The sequence below is a fragment of the Candidatus Nomurabacteria bacterium genome, assembly GCA_023898645.1.
Classification (GTDB): Bacteria; Patescibacteriota; Saccharimonadia; order Saccharimonadales; family Saccharimonadaceae; genus UBA2112.
Map to the genome: position 1 here is coordinate 944,082 of CP060232.1, position 14,786 is coordinate 958,867.

Sequence of the window (14,786 nt, forward strand, 5' to 3'; positions counted from 1 at the left end):
ACCCCTTATTCTTCGTCGTTGGTTTTTTTGTGTTTTTTACGACGACGCAGGAATGCAGGCGTATCAGATTCGTCATCTTCCTCTGCTGGCGTTTCCCACATATTGTGCGTTGGCTCTTCGGCAAAACTTGCCTGCGGATCATTTTTATCTAAATCTAGATTAACACCCTCTACCGCCTCATCGCTTACACCGCGAGCTTCAACTTCATGCACTCTATCAGCCGATGAATCAAGAGAGACGTCTTGCTGCTGGAAAAAATCACTGTCAAAACCTGTCGCGATAACTGTAATAATCAGTTCATCTTCGAGTTCAGGTTTAAGCGTTGCTCCAAAAATTATATTTGCATCTGGAGATACAGCGCTAGTAATGATTTCGGCGGCTTCCTGAATTTCAGACATGCTCATATCGTAACCACCAGTAACATTGAATAGCACGCCTTTGGCACCATCAATCGACACCTCAATTAGCGGTGACTCGATAGCTTGCTGCGCAGCCTGTGCAGCGCGATCGTCGCCACTTGCACGTCCGATGCCCATCAATGCGCTACCAGCATTGCTCATAATAGCCTTAACGTCTGCGAAGTCTAGGTTAATCAGACCGTGCTCAGTAATGAGCTCAGAAATACCTTGAACACCTTGGCGAAGTACATCATCGGCAATTTTAAATGTCTCTAAAAGAGGCGTTCGACGATCAATTGTCTGCAATAGTCTGTCGTTTGGAATAGTAATGAGCGTATCAACTTGACGTCCTAATTGGTTAATCGCCCAATCAGCATTAACACGACGTTTCTCTCCCTCGAAGCTAAACGGCTTAGTTGCGACACCCACCACTAAAATTCCAAGCTCTCTTGCGATTTCAGCGACAACATAACCCGCACCGCTACCCGTACCACCACCGGCACCAATAGTAACGAAAATCATATCAGCACCCTCAAGAGCCTGACGTATGTCATCTCGAGATTCATTTGCAGCTGCTTCACCGACCTTTGGGTCAGCACCTGCGCCAAGTCCACCCGTAGTAGAGCGGCCAAGGTGTAATTTAACATCAGCCTTGCTGTTATGCAGCGCTTGGGCATCTGTATTCATGGCGATAAACTGAACGCCAGTAAGGCCCGCATCTTTCATGCGGTTGACTGCGCTACCACCAGCGCCGCCCACGCCAATAACTTTTATACTCGCAAAAGTCTGAATCTCGCTTGGTTTTACTTCCGGCATAGTTGCTCCTACGTCTTATTCTCCCCTAGTATATCATCTATGTATGTAAATCGAGATGACTTACGTACGAAAACGCCCAAACAACTGCTTCATTAGGCCGCCAGCTTGTCGGGCTGCTGTTTTTGCTCCGCTCCCGGAGTGTGCTAAATTACGACGACTTGGCTCTTGTGCATCAAGCAACATCAAGCCAGCTGCCGTTGCAAACTGCGGTTCGTCCAAGTGTTCCGCCACACCGCCAAATCCAGACGCAGAGCCCAACCGAACTGCGAGCCCTAGTGTATCCTTTGTGTAATTAACGATATTTTTGAGCCTAGAGCCTCCACCCGTGAGGACAACACCACTGGGCAGTTTTGCATGTCGACCAGCCTTTTTTAGCTCCTTAATAATGGCTTCAAACAATTCCTCTAAACGCGCCTCTATAATTTCGTCAACATCGGCACGCGAGAATTCATGAGTTTCCTTCTCGTGTTTAACTGTTACTATGTCACTTCCCGTCTGAGCGGTAGCGGATCCATGCGTCAATTTCACCTGTTCGGCAATTTCCGGATCAGTTTTTAGACCTATGGCTAGATCGTTTGTAATATTACTACCGCCCACTGGAATGACGCCTACATATTGCAGGTCTCCCTCTTCAAATATTGAGATTCCCGTAGTAGCACCGCCGAAATCAATGACGGCAACGCCATTTTCAATCTGCTGTTCACTCAGAACGGCCTTGGCCGCAGCTACGACGCTTGGCGTAATAACGTTAGGTGTAACCTTAGCAAGTTCAAGTGTGCTATGAAGTGCGGCAACCTGAGGAGCCATCGCTGACACAACATTCGCATTAACTTCCAGTCTTGTACCCGTCATACCGACAGGATCTTTTATGTTGTCTTGTCCATCCAGGTGATAACTGTGAGGTACGACTTCAAGAATTTCTCTGTTTGCCGGTACCTTGCCTACGGTCGCTACCTCCTCTAGACGTACGACGTCGTCTGGTGTAACGATATGATCCATAGCGCCAACTGCCACCATGCCATCAGTAACCGTACTAAGAATATGTGACCCATTGATACTGATAGCGGCAGAGTTAACTTCGTATCCGCTCATTCGCTCAGCAGCACCAAGCGCCTCGTCAATGGCCTGCGCAGGGCCATTAAGATTAACAATCGAGCCCTTGCGCATACCGCTATTTATAATTTCACCCGTGCCAACTATAGTTGGCGTGCCGGTCGTAGCGTCGAGGTGACCCACGACACAACGCACGGTAGTTGTACCGATATCAATACCTACGGCATATCGAGAGCTATCTTGCATGCATAGTATTATATAACGACTTTGAACTATTTGGAACAGGCGTAAGGGTTTTAGATCTGTGTAAGTACTTCGACACCGTCTTCCGTAATGAGAACAGTGTGTTCAAAATGTGCAGCTAAACTACAGTCACGAGTTAGAATTGTCCAATTATCGTCAGGATCCGTAATCACCTTCTCTCCACCGAGAGTCGCCATTGGCTCAATCGCGATTGTATCTCCTGGCTGTAACAAAATGCCCGTACCCTTGCGTCCATAGTTAGGTACGTCCGGTGGCATATGCATCTCCAGCCCAACCCCATGCCCTACTAAGTCCCTAATAACGCCAAGCTTTCCGTCGGATAATACTTTTTCGACGGCCGCACCAATATCTCCAGTATAAGTACCCGTTCCTTTTATTGCGTCAATGCCTGCATAAAGACTACGCTCGGTCACGTTAATCAAATGCTTTATCGCTCCAGTAGGCTGCTCGCCAACCACCATAGTAAACGCACTGTCTGTCTTCATATTTTTATAGGTTATGACCAGATCAAATCCAACAATATCGCCCTTTTCAAACACGTATTCTGTCGGCACACCATGCACAATCGCATCATTAACACTAATACATATTACGCCGGGGAAGTCTGGTACGGGTTCTCTGTAAGTTGCAGTTGCTCCGTGACGAATAATTTCATTTGCAACCCAACTGTCAATTTCTTTTCCGGTCATCCCAGGTTGAACATATTGCTTCAAATCTCGCAGTATCGTGGCTAGTATTTTACCGCCCTCGCGCATAGCTTGGATCTGCTCACGGGTCTTACGTGGCTGAGCCATTACGTCAATCCGTTCGCTTCAAGCTCTTCCATGATGCGATCATGCACCTGGCCAACTGTACCGACACCATCGATATGTACAATACTGACACTTTCCTCGGTCAAATACGTCAATATCGGATAAATTTCCGTTCGATAAATTTTCAATCTCTCATCAATAGCAGCTGGAGTATCATCCACTCTGCCTCGAACTTCTAATCGCTTCATTAACTCACTCTTAGGCACCTCTAGCACGATGACTAGTTTGATATCGCGACCATGATGAGACTTATGCTCGATCAACCACTTAGCCTGACGCATTTCGCGCGGAAAACCATCAAGGATCAATCGATTGATATTCTTCGACCGCTTAATTGCATCACTAACCAAGTTATTAACCGTTTTCGAATCAACCAACTTCCCGGTCTGCATATCTTTTATAAGTTCAATGTCGCGTGAATCACGAAGCAATTGACCTGCACTAAGCCATCGCCAACCGTTTCGAGCTGCCAACATCTGCCCTTGGACACTTTTACCAGCTCCGGCCGGACCAAAAAATACAATCACACTCCCTCCTTTAACTTAGCGCTTGTTTTACAATTCTTGCGACAACAGCACCATCGGCGCTGTTACCAACTTCCTGCTTAACGGCACCTATAACTTGCCCCATCGCTTGCGGTCCATCTGCTCCAAGCTCGGAAATTTTAGCTTCGACTATTTCACGAACCTTTTCTTCGCTCAACTGCTTAGGTAAATACCTCGACAAGACTTCTGCCTCTTTATGTTCACCCTCTGCTAGTTCGGGCCGTCCATTTTGTTCATAGATAGCAGCGCTTTCGTTGCGCCTTTTTACTTCTCGAGCGATGATTTTTTCAATATCCTCATCACTCAAACCTTCGTCTCGCTTACCCTGAGCAACTTCTTCATTCAAAATTGCTGCCTTTAAATTACGTAACGTATCACCCACAAAACGATCGCCGCCCAGCAGAGCGGCTTTCATATCGTCTTGTATCGTGGCCTTAAGCACCATTTGCTAACGCAGTCCCAAACGAGCTTTAGCTAGTTTTTCTGCCTTTCGCTCCTTACGGATAATTGCCTTCTGGCGTCGCTCAGTCTTACTGATGTCCTTACTAAAGCGCATCGATGATTTTGCTTCAGCTAAAATACCACTTTGCAAAACTTTGCGGTTAAACCGGCGAATGATATTTTCGTTCGCCTCTTTCTCGTCTTTACGTGTAACTTGTACCATATGACTTGTATTGTAACAGGAATCTTCCCCTGTTGCAACTCTTTAGTCAGAACATCTACTGTCTTTCTAGCCTCAATAAGCGTCCCTCGATGTTGCGATGTCCCTGCCATTCATTAATTATCGGATGGTACCAAACGGTTACCCTTTCGCCAGTCTCAACAAAAAAATGCTCCGGCGCGTTAAAAGCGATCATATACAGTCGCTTTCCATCCAGATCTTGCAAGCCTAATTTTACGTGCTGCTGATCCGTGCCCATCTTTTTAACATGTATTACTCGCAAATTCTGAGTGCTTAATACCGGTTCCGGGTTCCCATTGCCGAATGGCTCAAGTGTAGCAATCTGATCAACCAATTCTTCAGTTACGTGCCATAGTGACGATACGGCGTCCTCATTCGGTAAAAGTAGCTGTTGCTGATTGAACAATTTTTTTGTTCTATAGTACTCATTAACCCTTTGGCGGAAAGCTGGAATGTTTGAAGTAGGCAAGGTTACACCTGCGGCAAATTTATGCCCTCCTCCTTTTGTGATAACGTCGTCTGCAAAACGTATAGCATCCGCCGCGCTAAAGTCCCCGTAGCTTCGTGCCGAGCCTTTCGCTTCATCACCCATCTCCTCCAACACGAATGTGGGTTTTTTGTATTTTTCTAAAAGCTTTGCAGCTACTATTCCAATGATGCCATGGCTCCAACCAGAGCCGCTAACTACCAAAACATTATCATCTATATATTCATTAGCCTGTACGATAGCTTCGTTGAAAATTTTATTCTGTTCACTTTTTCTCGTAGTATTTAATACATCGAGTTTTTGAGCAATATTAAACGCGTCTGTCATTTTTTTTGCTGTCAATAGATCAAGAGAGTGTTGTGCTGTTTCCAACCTTCCAGATGCGTTCATTCTTGGGCCCAAACCAAATCCAAGGCTCCTGGCAGATAAATTATCAGGGGTGACCCCAGAAACGGCCATTAATGCCTTTAACCCTGCGCGATGTGTTTTAGATAAAACCTTTAGTCCCCAATACACGTTTGCACGATTTTCATTTGTAAGATTTACAACGTCACATACCGTTCCTAGTGCTACTAAATCCAACAGCCACTTCTCTTGGCCTTCAGGTAAACCATCGAGTTTTTTCTGAAGAGCTTGAACTAATTTAAACGCAACGCCCACGCCCGCAAGGTCTAAAAATGGATACAAACTGCCGCTATATTTTGAGCCTGGCTTCAGAACGTAGTCAATATATTCGTCTGGATAGTCAGCAAGAAGGCGTTTGGGATTTATGACAGCAATTGCCGGCGGTTGAACCGCCGCCACATTGTGATGATCCGTTACAATGACATCTACGCCCAGTTCTTGTGCACGAATAATTTCTTTCTCGCTAAGACTGCCGCAATCGACTGTAATAATAAGCTGAGCGCCACCTGCAGCTATCCGTTCAACGGCACCTACGGTTAGACCATATCCTTCCACGAAACGATTCGGTATAAACGCATCAACGTTTGTGAATCCAAATTTTTCTAATGCGTCTAGCAATAATGTAGTGGCCGTAAGACCGTCGATATCGTAATCTCCGTAAATTGTTACTCTCTGCTGGTGCTTTCGAGCCTCAACTAATCGGCCTACCGCCTTATCTACGTCCGGTAGCAGATACGGGTCGTGTTTTTTATCATAGCTTGGATTCAAAAAGGCATCACGCTTTTGGCCGACTAGGCCCCGTGATGCCAAAATTTGATCAAAAAGACTCATTCCTATAGGTCAGACGCTGTACGTTTTGGCCTAGCCGACTGCTGCTGTGACTTAATCACTATACTTTGAAGTTCTTTAAAAATAGCGAATTGCTTATTGGTTGAATAAATCTTCGTATTGCCCTGTTTTTCACTTGTTAAAAAACCTATTTTCTCAAGTCTCTTTAACTCTCGCTGGATATTACCGGGATCTTCTTTTATTAATTTCGCCAATCCACGAACATGAGTACGAAAGTCAGGATATTTTGCATAGACAACAACGATTTTTCGCCGCACTCTCGATGTAATAAAAACGTCTAGCATACTCTCCCTTTACTAAGTCACCTGCCTCTTTTGTTACTCTCTATCTTACACTTTCTTACAACAGTAAACAAGTAGATTTTTCGATTTCTATCGCCAATTCAGGATAATTTTGTTTATCTTAGCAATCGTCTCTTCGTGACTCGGCAAATCATTTTGATCGTAATAATGATTCGTGTCTAGGTAATTCGGCTTCACATCGAGAATATGAAGCTCGTCAGCCACTAAGTGAACCTTGTCGACCATTTCTACACTCGCTATCGGAGCCGCGATTACAAGACGTTGCATACGTACGGGTTTCAAAAAGTCCATTGCGACATCGAGAGTCGTCGTATCATTCAAACCATCGCTAACCAACACTACCGTGTGGCCTTGAAGTAGATCGTAATTTATGACACCACCATCACCTATGAGACGATTTATCCTGTGGAGAGCCTCTCGCTTTTGCTCTTCAAAATACCCATGATACTCTGTTTCGTATTCGCCCAACTCGCTTGCAGAAAGGCCGCTATTGTGCGTGAATGCCCCTGTTTGCGATATAGCACCAAATGTTTGACTCTCGCCCGGAACCTCTACCTTCTCCGACACGAGAAGAGTCAAAATACAGTGCAACCTCTCAGCTATCGGCTCCCCCACAGCGACACCGCCGTCACCAAGTGCAACGATAGCGACATTTTCATATCTATAGGTATCAAACATCTGTCGAGCTAGTTGCTCACCCGCTTCGGCTCGACTATGGAAATACATCATACGATACCAGTATAATGTATGACATGCACTATTTCGAGGTGGCACCTACGCAAATTGTCCGGCTCGATAGCGAGGTTCTTACCTACGCTCATTCGAATATCCTTAAACAAGGGCACATTGTCCTCATTGAAGTCGGGCGTAAACAAATTCCTGGAGTCGTTATTAGAGAAGTCAGCAAACCAACGTACACCACCAAGCCTATACTCGAAATAATTGAATCAACCCCTCTGCCACTTCCACTCATTCATCTCGCTAAATGGATGAGTGGATATTACGCAACTCACTTAGCGCTTGTACTGCAGACCCTTTTACCTCGAGGACTTTTAAAAAAAAGGCGTCAAAAAAATTCTTTGAAACTCCCTAGTAAAGGTGCCCGAATAAAAATTGTGCTCAATACAAATCAATTAGCAGCGGTTAACACTATCGACCATGCGCTGCCTGGAACACTCCTACTACACGGTGTAACAGGTTCAGGAAAAACTGCAGTTTACATAGAATCGGCAAAGCGAACTCTAGAATCTGGAAAATCTGTCGTTGTTCTTCTTCCTGAGATCGCGTTAACGACACAGGTAGTAAATCAATTCTCGGCGCACTTCGACAATGTCATCCTTGCCCATTCAAAGCAAACTGAAGCCGCAAGACATACGGCATGGCGTGACATTTTAAATAGTACAGAACCCTGTGTTGTCATAGGTCCACGCTCCGCTCTCTTTATGCCGTTGTCTAGCGTCGGGCTCATTGTCATTGATGAAGCGCATGAACCTAGTTTTAAACAGGAACAATCTCCTCGATACTCCGCTCTACGAGCCGCGAGCGTGCTCTCTACTCAACACAAGTCTAAACTAGTCTTAGGAAGCGCAACACCGTCCGTCAGCGACTATTATGTTGCAAGCACGTCACATAAACCTATTGTTGAAATGAACTTCACTGCTCGACCATCACAACCACCGCTTATCACTGTAGTTGATATGAAAAAGCGAAACTATTTCAAACATCACCGTTTCTTATCGGACATTCTCATTGATCAATTGCGACAGACACTTTCAGATGGTAAGCAGGTTTTAATTTTTCACAACCGACGAGGTAGCACCAGTATGACCTTGTGCGAAAAGTGCGGTTGGCAAGCAATGTGCGAAAAATGTTTCGTTCCACTTACACTACATGCAGACGCCCATAAACTCAGATGTCATATCTGTGGACTCACTGAATCAGTTCCGACAAGCTGTCCCATCTGTCATAGCCCAAGTATTATTCATCGAGGAGTTGGAACAAAGCTGATTGAGTCAGAGCTAGCAAAAATCTTCCCTCGTGCGACTATAGGTCGCTTCGATGGCGACAGCGATGCCGATCAAACATTAGACACCCGCTATAAAGATCTACACGATGGATCCATCGATATTATTATTGGAACGCAAATCGTCGCAAAAGGCCTAGACTTGCCGCATCTACGTACAGTAGGTGTCATCCAGGCTGATACTGGGCTTAGTTTGCCAGACTTTTCAGCGACAGAACGAACCTTTCAGCTTCTCGCCCAGGTTGTCGGACGTGTCGGCAGAAGTAATCACGAGACTTCTGTAGTCGTCCAAAGCTACCAGCCATCCAATTTCGCTATTAAAGACGGGTTAGCTCAAAACTTTTCGGAATTTTATAAAAAAACCATCATAGAACGTCGTCGGGCTAACTTCCCTCCTTTTACGTTTCTTCTTAAGTTGACCTGTGTTTATAAAACAGAAGCTGCGGCAATACGCAATGCTACAAGCCTGGCGCAAACTATTCGCACATATTTTCCAACAGAAATCGAGATACTCGGTCCAACTCCGGCATTCTATGAGCGCCAGCGAGACACATATCGTTGGCAACTAGTCCTTAAATCAAAAAAACGTTCGCTACTCGTCGATACCCTAAAATATCTACCGCCCACTCATTGGCAATTTGAACTCGATCCCATCAGTCTCTTGTAAGTAGATTTGCTATACTAGTATCAGATATATGAAAAAAGAAGACATCATCACATTACCGAATGCTCACTTACGGCAAAAATCACGTAAAGTTCACACTATTTCCGATAATACACTTGAGCTTGTAGAAAATATGACAAGCGCCGCGATTGACTGGGAAGATTCACGACCGCATGAAATTAGCGCAGCACTAGCAGCAGTACAAATTGATCAACTCGAACGAGTCGTTATCGTCCGTAGCGATTTTGAACATAAAGACAATCAAGAATTTACCGTGCTTATTAATCCCGAAATTGTTAAGTACGAAGGCGAAGTCACGATGGACTACGAAGGCTGCCTAAGTGTTAAGGATATCTATGGAAATGTTCCACGTTACAGTAAGATTCGCGTACGTGCCCTCAACGCCAAGGGTGAGCCTGTTCGATTCAAAGCAGACGGCTTCCTTGCTAGGGTTATTCAGCACGAGATTGATCATACAAACGGAATAGTGTTCATTGATCACATTCGGGACAACAAAGAAGCCTTTTACGAACTCGACGAGAAGGGTGAGCTGCAGCCAATCGATTACGATACTCGTATCGCTAGCAGCGACTTATTCAATGACTAAAATTGTATTTTTTGGCAACGAACGTCTCGTTAGCGGTTTAGAAAAAACTTCAGCTCCTATACTTTGCGGGCTTATTGAACGCGGCTACGACATAGCCGCAGTCGTCTCTCACTACACATTCGGAAAATCGCGAAACAACCGTGAGCTCGAAGTAGCAGAGATAGCAAAAACGTACGGAATTCCACTTTTCACCCCATCCAAACCAGCCGAAATAGCCCAAGAATTAAACGAACTTCACGCTGATATTGCCGTGCTGGTCGCTTATGGACGCATCGTAAGCCAAGAGATAATCGACATGTTTCCAAAGGGTATAATAAATATCCACCCCTCATTACTCCCTAGATACAGAGGTCCGACGCCGATTGAGGCCACAATCCTAAATGGAGATGATCGAGCGGGCGTTTCCATCATACAACTTACCGCCGGCATGGATGAGGGCCCGATATATTCACAAAAATCCCTAAATATCAGCGGTACTGAAACCAAATTTGAACTATACAAAAAAATCGAAGAGACGGTAACACCTTTATTTTTTGAAGTTTTCCCTAAAATTATCGACGGAACCCTAAAACCTGAGCCACAAAATAATAATGAAGCGTCATATTGCAAGCTCATACAAAAATCAGATAGTCGCGTCGACTGGAATAAATCCGCTCTTGAAATCGAACGAGAAATACGGACGTTTTTAGGGTGGCCTCAGAGCAAGACAAACCTTGGTAAAACTGAGATTATTATCACTAAAGCGCATGTAGTATCGGGAGATTTACCTATCGGAAAAGCCGTACGACAAGACCGAAATACCTTACTCGTAGGCACAAGTAAGGATTTATTGTCTATCGATGCGCTGAAGCCCCTTGGAAAGCAAGAAATGCCGATATCGGCATTTCTTGCTGGTTATCAAGATCGCTTAGATATCTAAGCGTCTGAGGGCGGCTGTTCGCCATCGATACCGAGTATAGCGTCACGATTCGTCAATATTTCAGACTTCAGTTCCTCAAGAACACCCTTCACGACATCTCTGTAATCAGGCCGATTAACTTCTAGCCATTTGGTTGCGACATACTCCGACTTCAGATTTGGATCTGCAGGATCTAACCTAAGCGCCTGCTGCATTCTCTTAAATATTTCATCGTTCATATAATCCTGAACATGGACTGACAACCAATTATCAACTGTGGTCATGTCTTTATCAATGATCTTTTCAAATTCCTCTAACTGCAAATCACTTAAGCCTTCGGACAATCTAGTACCCACCCTTAGCTCTAGTTCTTCGTAAATATGCCGTAAAAATGCTTGTTTTTGGTCATCTGGCATATCGCTCAGTCCGATATCAGCCAGGAATTTCTCATCTAATTGAAACATGGTATCTCCTTACACCCAGTATACACTACGTCATCAACTATCAATCAAGACAGTGTTCGCTTCTTGAGCTCGCGTGTAAACAGCTCGAGTGTGTCGCCCACTTCTAGCAACATTTTTTTGCCAGTCTTTAGACTCAACCCACACATCTCACCCTCAAAAACCTCTTTAGCCTCTTGCTGCTCCCTTTGGACGCTAGTTACTTCTACTTCCGTCAATTGCTCACCATTTCGTTTTACGCGTGCAAGTACACTTGGTGCGATCTTGCCGCTCGTCACTTCACCACCGGCAATAATCGAATCTTTCAAAGTTCGGAATACACCTTTGACCGTCAATGTCCCTATTTCAGTTTCAACAACCTCCGGAGCAAGCATCAACTCCATAGTCGCCTTCACGTCGTCTAGCAGTTCATAGATAACTTTAAACATTCTCACTTGAGCTTTATCTCGAGCTGCAAGTCGTTTTACAGCCGGAGGTAGCTCAACATTAAAACCATAAATAATCGTCTCGCCATCAGTAGCTAAACGTATGTCATTTTCAGAGATGTTACCAACACCGCTTCCAATAACACGAACTGTCACTTCGTCTCCCGAACCCAACAACCTAAGGCTGTCGATAACGGAAGTAAGCGAACCTTGGACATCAGCCTTCACGATAACCTTCATTTCTTGAGATTCTCGCTTCTGAGTCATCATTTTTAGCAAGTCAGCACCAGTAACGTTCGTGCTTGCCGCTGCTCTTTCTCGATTTGCTCGAGCACGTTCAGTCAGCTGACGCGCCTCTTTCTCATTTTTAACAATAACAAAAGCATCTCCAAATTGTGGCAACTCTTTGAAACCAGTAACTGTTACTGGTGTAGAAGGTCCGGCTTCTTTAAGTGTTTTGCCTGTAAAATCCAGTAGTGTTCGTACCTTACCATATGATGTACCTGCCACCAAAAAATGGCCCGCCTTCAGTTTTCCCTGCTCCACCAGAAGTCTTACGACCGATCCGCGACCCTGCTCCATGTGAGCCTCAATCACAAGACCTTCCGCAGGAACGTCTATATCTGCCTTTAACTCCTCTATGTCAGCGACCAACAGAACCATGTCGAGAAGCTTATCGACATTCTGCCCCGTCTTAGCACTAACCTCGACCATGACAACATCACCACCCCATTCCTCAGGATTCAAATCATATTCAGTTGCGAGTTGTGTTTTAACCAGCTGAGGATTAGCTGTTTCTTTATCAATTTTATTAATTGCAACGACGATTTTCGCATTCGCACTTCTTGCAAAACGAATCGCCTCAACTGTCTGTGGCTTCACTCCGTCATCTGCAGCAACTACTATAACAACTACGTCAGTCAAAGCAGCCCCATGCTGCCTTAATGCAGCAAATGCCTCATGACCAGGAGTATCTAGTAATGTAATGGCGTGGCCTTTGCGTATCGTCTGGTAAGCACTGATGTGTTGCGTAATGCCGCCGGCCTCGCCATCAACTGTTTTTGTTTTTAAAATTGCATCGAGCAAACTCGTTTTACCATGGTCAACGTGCCCCATGACGGCAACTATCGGTGGCCGATCAACTGCGTCTGCGGTGAGCTCATGCTTGCGTCTCTCCGCAACCACAGCTTCTTTTTTTTGAATCTCAACTTCCAAGCCCAATTCTTCGACAATTATTTGGGCAGTTTCGTAATCAATGCGCTGATTAATCGTGGCTGCTACGCCGTTCTTAAATAGCTCACCTACGAGCGTCGTAACTGGAATATTGAGCGTCTCGGCGAGCTCGCTCACGGTAATCGATTCGGCGATTACTACTACTTTCTCTGCCATAAAAAACGCTCCTTTCCATGTCTGTTAAACGTTGTTACTAATGCATCAAACGTTGTTAACTTAACACTACGCTCTTGTTACTTTTTTTTACTCAAACTTAGTGAAATCTTGCGACTGTCTTTTTCGATATCAAGTATGACGAATGACTTACGCTCGTTCAGCATAAACACCTTTTCAGGATCTGCATTATCGCCATCGCCTAGCTCACTTACGTGCACCAAAGCTTCAACCGCAGGACTAATTTGTACAAATGCGCCAAATGGGGTAATCCGAGTAACGGTACCTTCGACCGCATCTCCAGCCTTAAACTTCTCAACCTCATCAAGCCAAGGGTCAGGTGTAAGCTGCTTGATTGAGAGACTCAGACGATCTTTATCAATAGAGATAATCTTCGCTTCTATCGTATTACCGACCTTTACATAGTCGGCAGGGTTACTTACACGCTCCCAACTAATTTCGCTAATATGAATCAAGCCCTCAATTCCATCGACGTTAACGAAAGCGCCGTAATCAACGACTCCTGTTACTACACCCTTAACCGTATCACCGATCTTTAAGCTTTCAAACCTCTTAGCAAGACCGTCTTTTACAGCCTCTTTCTCACTAAAAATAAGCTTGTTAGCTTTGCGGTCACTGTCAAGGATTCTGACCTTAAGAGGCTTATTAATCAAACCATTAAGCCGCTGAAGTATTTCGTCTTTGTCGCTGCTGCCAACACGTGGGTAATGTTCCGCAGACAGTTGCGATACTGGCAAAAAGCCTCGAACACCTTCGTATTCAACTAGCATGCCGCCACGATTAGCGTCATAAGGCACAATCTCTATAATCTCGCCCGCCTCTTGCTTTGCGGCAACTTCTTCCCATCCGCGATCCTTAGCAGCCTTACGCAGGCTAAGAAGCGAATAGCCGTTCTCGAGTTCCTGATCAACAACACTAGCTGTAACTTCGTCACCTTCTGAAAGCGAACGAGAGAATCCAACCTCTCGGCGAGGAACAAATCCTACACCCTGTGCGCCGAGGTCAATCAATACCTCATGTTTTTTAAGCGAAAGCACCTTGCCTGTGATGATTTCACCTGTCGTTAGTTGTTTGACACTTGCATCAGCCTGAGCGAGCAAGTCATCCATTGTTATTGTGGCATTAGCCATAAGTTTTTTTATGAGTCTCCTTAGAGTCTCATAAACTCCTTCCTAATAATATATTTCTGAGACACTCCAATAGAGCACCACGAGATTGCTTCTATTGTAACACTAGAGGTGTGTTTCGTCTACCTACGAAGCAATTCGGCACGAACTTTGTACGACTGAACATACGAAACGGCCGCGGCCGTCAAAATAGCAAATATCATAGCAACTGATAAATCTTCGCTTGGACCAGTGGTTGGCAAGGGAACGGTCGAACTACTCTGTTTTTTCGTGCTAGGAGTTTTAGTGCCGCTCTTTAATGGTGACTGCGTAGACTTCGGATTAGTAGATGCCCCCTTAGGAGTAGTCTTTTTTGCCACCGACGGCGACGAGCTACTAGTCGCAGGTGAGGGCTTCGTCGTATTACCATCCTCTCGACTCCTCAACACATAAATACCTCCGACTACAAGAATGATAAACGCTACGCCTACCAACAAAAAAGAAGTTGTCGATCCACTCTGTCTCGTTCGCATATGGTTCATAACAATATTCGCTCCCTCTGTTTCACCTATTATAATACAG

At 45.0% G+C, this 14,786-nt stretch carries 16 protein-coding genes; 3 read left to right on the forward strand and 13 right to left on the reverse strand.

Annotated features, from left to right (window positions below; translation table 11 throughout):
- Positions 1-5 precede the first annotated feature (5 nt).
- The 9 genes from ftsZ to H6797_05000 form a co-directional block, all read right to left on the reverse strand.
- Positions 6-1,214 (reverse strand): cell division protein FtsZ, encoded by a 1,209-nt coding sequence (gene ftsZ / locus H6797_04960; GenBank protein ID USN96397.1) that lies wholly within the window; start codon positions 1,212-1,214, stop codon positions 6-8.
- Between the two features lie 60 nt (positions 1,215-1,274).
- Complete coding sequence (gene ftsA / locus H6797_04965) at positions 1,275-2,513, reverse strand: cell division protein FtsA (protein USN96398.1); 1,239 nt, start codon at positions 2,511-2,513, stop codon at positions 1,275-1,277.
- Between the two features lie 50 nt (positions 2,514-2,563).
- Complete coding sequence (gene map / locus H6797_04970) at positions 2,564-3,325, reverse strand: type I methionyl aminopeptidase (protein USN96399.1); 762 nt, start codon at positions 3,323-3,325, stop codon at positions 2,564-2,566.
- Entirely contained in the window at positions 3,325-3,870 is a 546-nt protein-coding gene (locus H6797_04975; GenBank protein USN96400.1) for a nucleoside monophosphate kinase, read from the reverse strand. Before H6797_04975 ends, map begins: the two co-directional genes overlap by 1 nt.
- A gap of 10 nt (positions 3,871-3,880) precedes the next feature.
- Positions 3,881-4,333 carry a GatB/YqeY domain-containing protein gene (locus tag H6797_04980; GenBank protein ID USN96401.1) on the reverse strand — a complete coding sequence of 151 codons (453 nt, stop codon included), beginning with the start codon at positions 4,331-4,333 and terminating at the stop codon, positions 3,881-3,883.
- A gap of 3 nt (positions 4,334-4,336) precedes the next feature.
- The gene (locus H6797_04985; protein ID USN96402.1) at positions 4,337-4,552 is read right to left on the reverse strand and encodes a 30S ribosomal protein S21; all 216 of its coding nucleotides are present in this window, start codon (positions 4,550-4,552) and stop codon (positions 4,337-4,339) included.
- A 55-nt stretch (positions 4,553-4,607) separates the two neighbouring features.
- The gene (locus H6797_04990) at positions 4,608-6,293 is read right to left on the reverse strand and encodes a DHH family phosphoesterase (GenBank protein USN96403.1); all 1,686 of its coding nucleotides are present in this window, start codon (positions 6,291-6,293) and stop codon (positions 4,608-4,610) included.
- 2 nt (positions 6,294-6,295) lie between these two features.
- Positions 6,296-6,595, reverse strand: coding sequence for a winged helix-turn-helix transcriptional regulator (locus tag H6797_04995; GenBank protein USN96404.1), 300 nt, complete (start codon positions 6,593-6,595; stop codon positions 6,296-6,298).
- 87 nt (positions 6,596-6,682) lie between these two features.
- Positions 6,683-7,342 carry a hypothetical protein gene (locus tag H6797_05000; protein ID USN96405.1) on the reverse strand — a complete coding sequence of 220 codons (660 nt, stop codon included), beginning with the start codon at positions 7,340-7,342 and terminating at the stop codon, positions 6,683-6,685.
- Between the two features lie 23 nt (positions 7,343-7,365).
- On the opposite strand from H6797_05000, the gene priA reads away from it, so the two are divergent.
- Genes priA through fmt form a run of 3 tightly spaced genes read left to right on the forward strand, consistent with a single transcriptional unit; the run spans position 7,366 to position 10,826 of the window.
- The gene (gene priA, locus H6797_05005) at positions 7,366-9,303 is read left to right on the forward strand and encodes a primosomal protein N' (GenBank protein ID USN96406.1); all 1,938 of its coding nucleotides are present in this window, start codon (positions 7,366-7,368) and stop codon (positions 9,301-9,303) included.
- A 28-nt stretch (positions 9,304-9,331) separates the two neighbouring features.
- Positions 9,332-9,907 (forward strand): peptide deformylase, encoded by a 576-nt coding sequence (def, locus tag H6797_05010; GenBank protein ID USN96407.1) that lies wholly within the window; start codon positions 9,332-9,334, stop codon positions 9,905-9,907.
- Positions 9,900-10,826, forward strand: coding sequence for a methionyl-tRNA formyltransferase (gene fmt / locus H6797_05015; GenBank protein USN96408.1), 927 nt, complete (start codon positions 9,900-9,902; stop codon positions 10,824-10,826). The genes def and fmt overlap by 8 nt, the downstream gene beginning before the upstream one ends.
- Here the strand turns inward: fmt and H6797_05020 are convergent.
- The 4 genes from H6797_05020 to H6797_05035 form a co-directional block, all read right to left on the reverse strand.
- Complete coding sequence (locus H6797_05020) at positions 10,823-11,269, reverse strand: hypothetical protein (protein ID USN96409.1); 447 nt, start codon at positions 11,267-11,269, stop codon at positions 10,823-10,825. The genes fmt and H6797_05020 overlap by 4 nt on opposite strands.
- Positions 11,270-11,313: 44 nt before the next feature.
- Positions 11,314-13,080 carry a translation initiation factor IF-2 gene (locus H6797_05025; GenBank protein USN96410.1) on the reverse strand — a complete coding sequence of 589 codons (1,767 nt, stop codon included), beginning with the start codon at positions 13,078-13,080 and terminating at the stop codon, positions 11,314-11,316.
- A gap of 77 nt (positions 13,081-13,157) precedes the next feature.
- On the reverse strand, positions 13,158-14,228 hold the full coding sequence (locus H6797_05030) for a S1 RNA-binding domain-containing protein (protein USN96411.1): 1,071 nt from the start codon (positions 14,226-14,228) through the stop codon (positions 13,158-13,160).
- Positions 14,229-14,347: 119 nt separating this feature from the next.
- Positions 14,348-14,746, reverse strand: a complete 399-nt coding sequence (locus H6797_05035; GenBank protein ID USN96412.1) for a hypothetical protein — start codon at positions 14,744-14,746, stop codon at positions 14,348-14,350.
- Between the last annotated feature and the right edge of the window lie 40 nt (positions 14,747-14,786).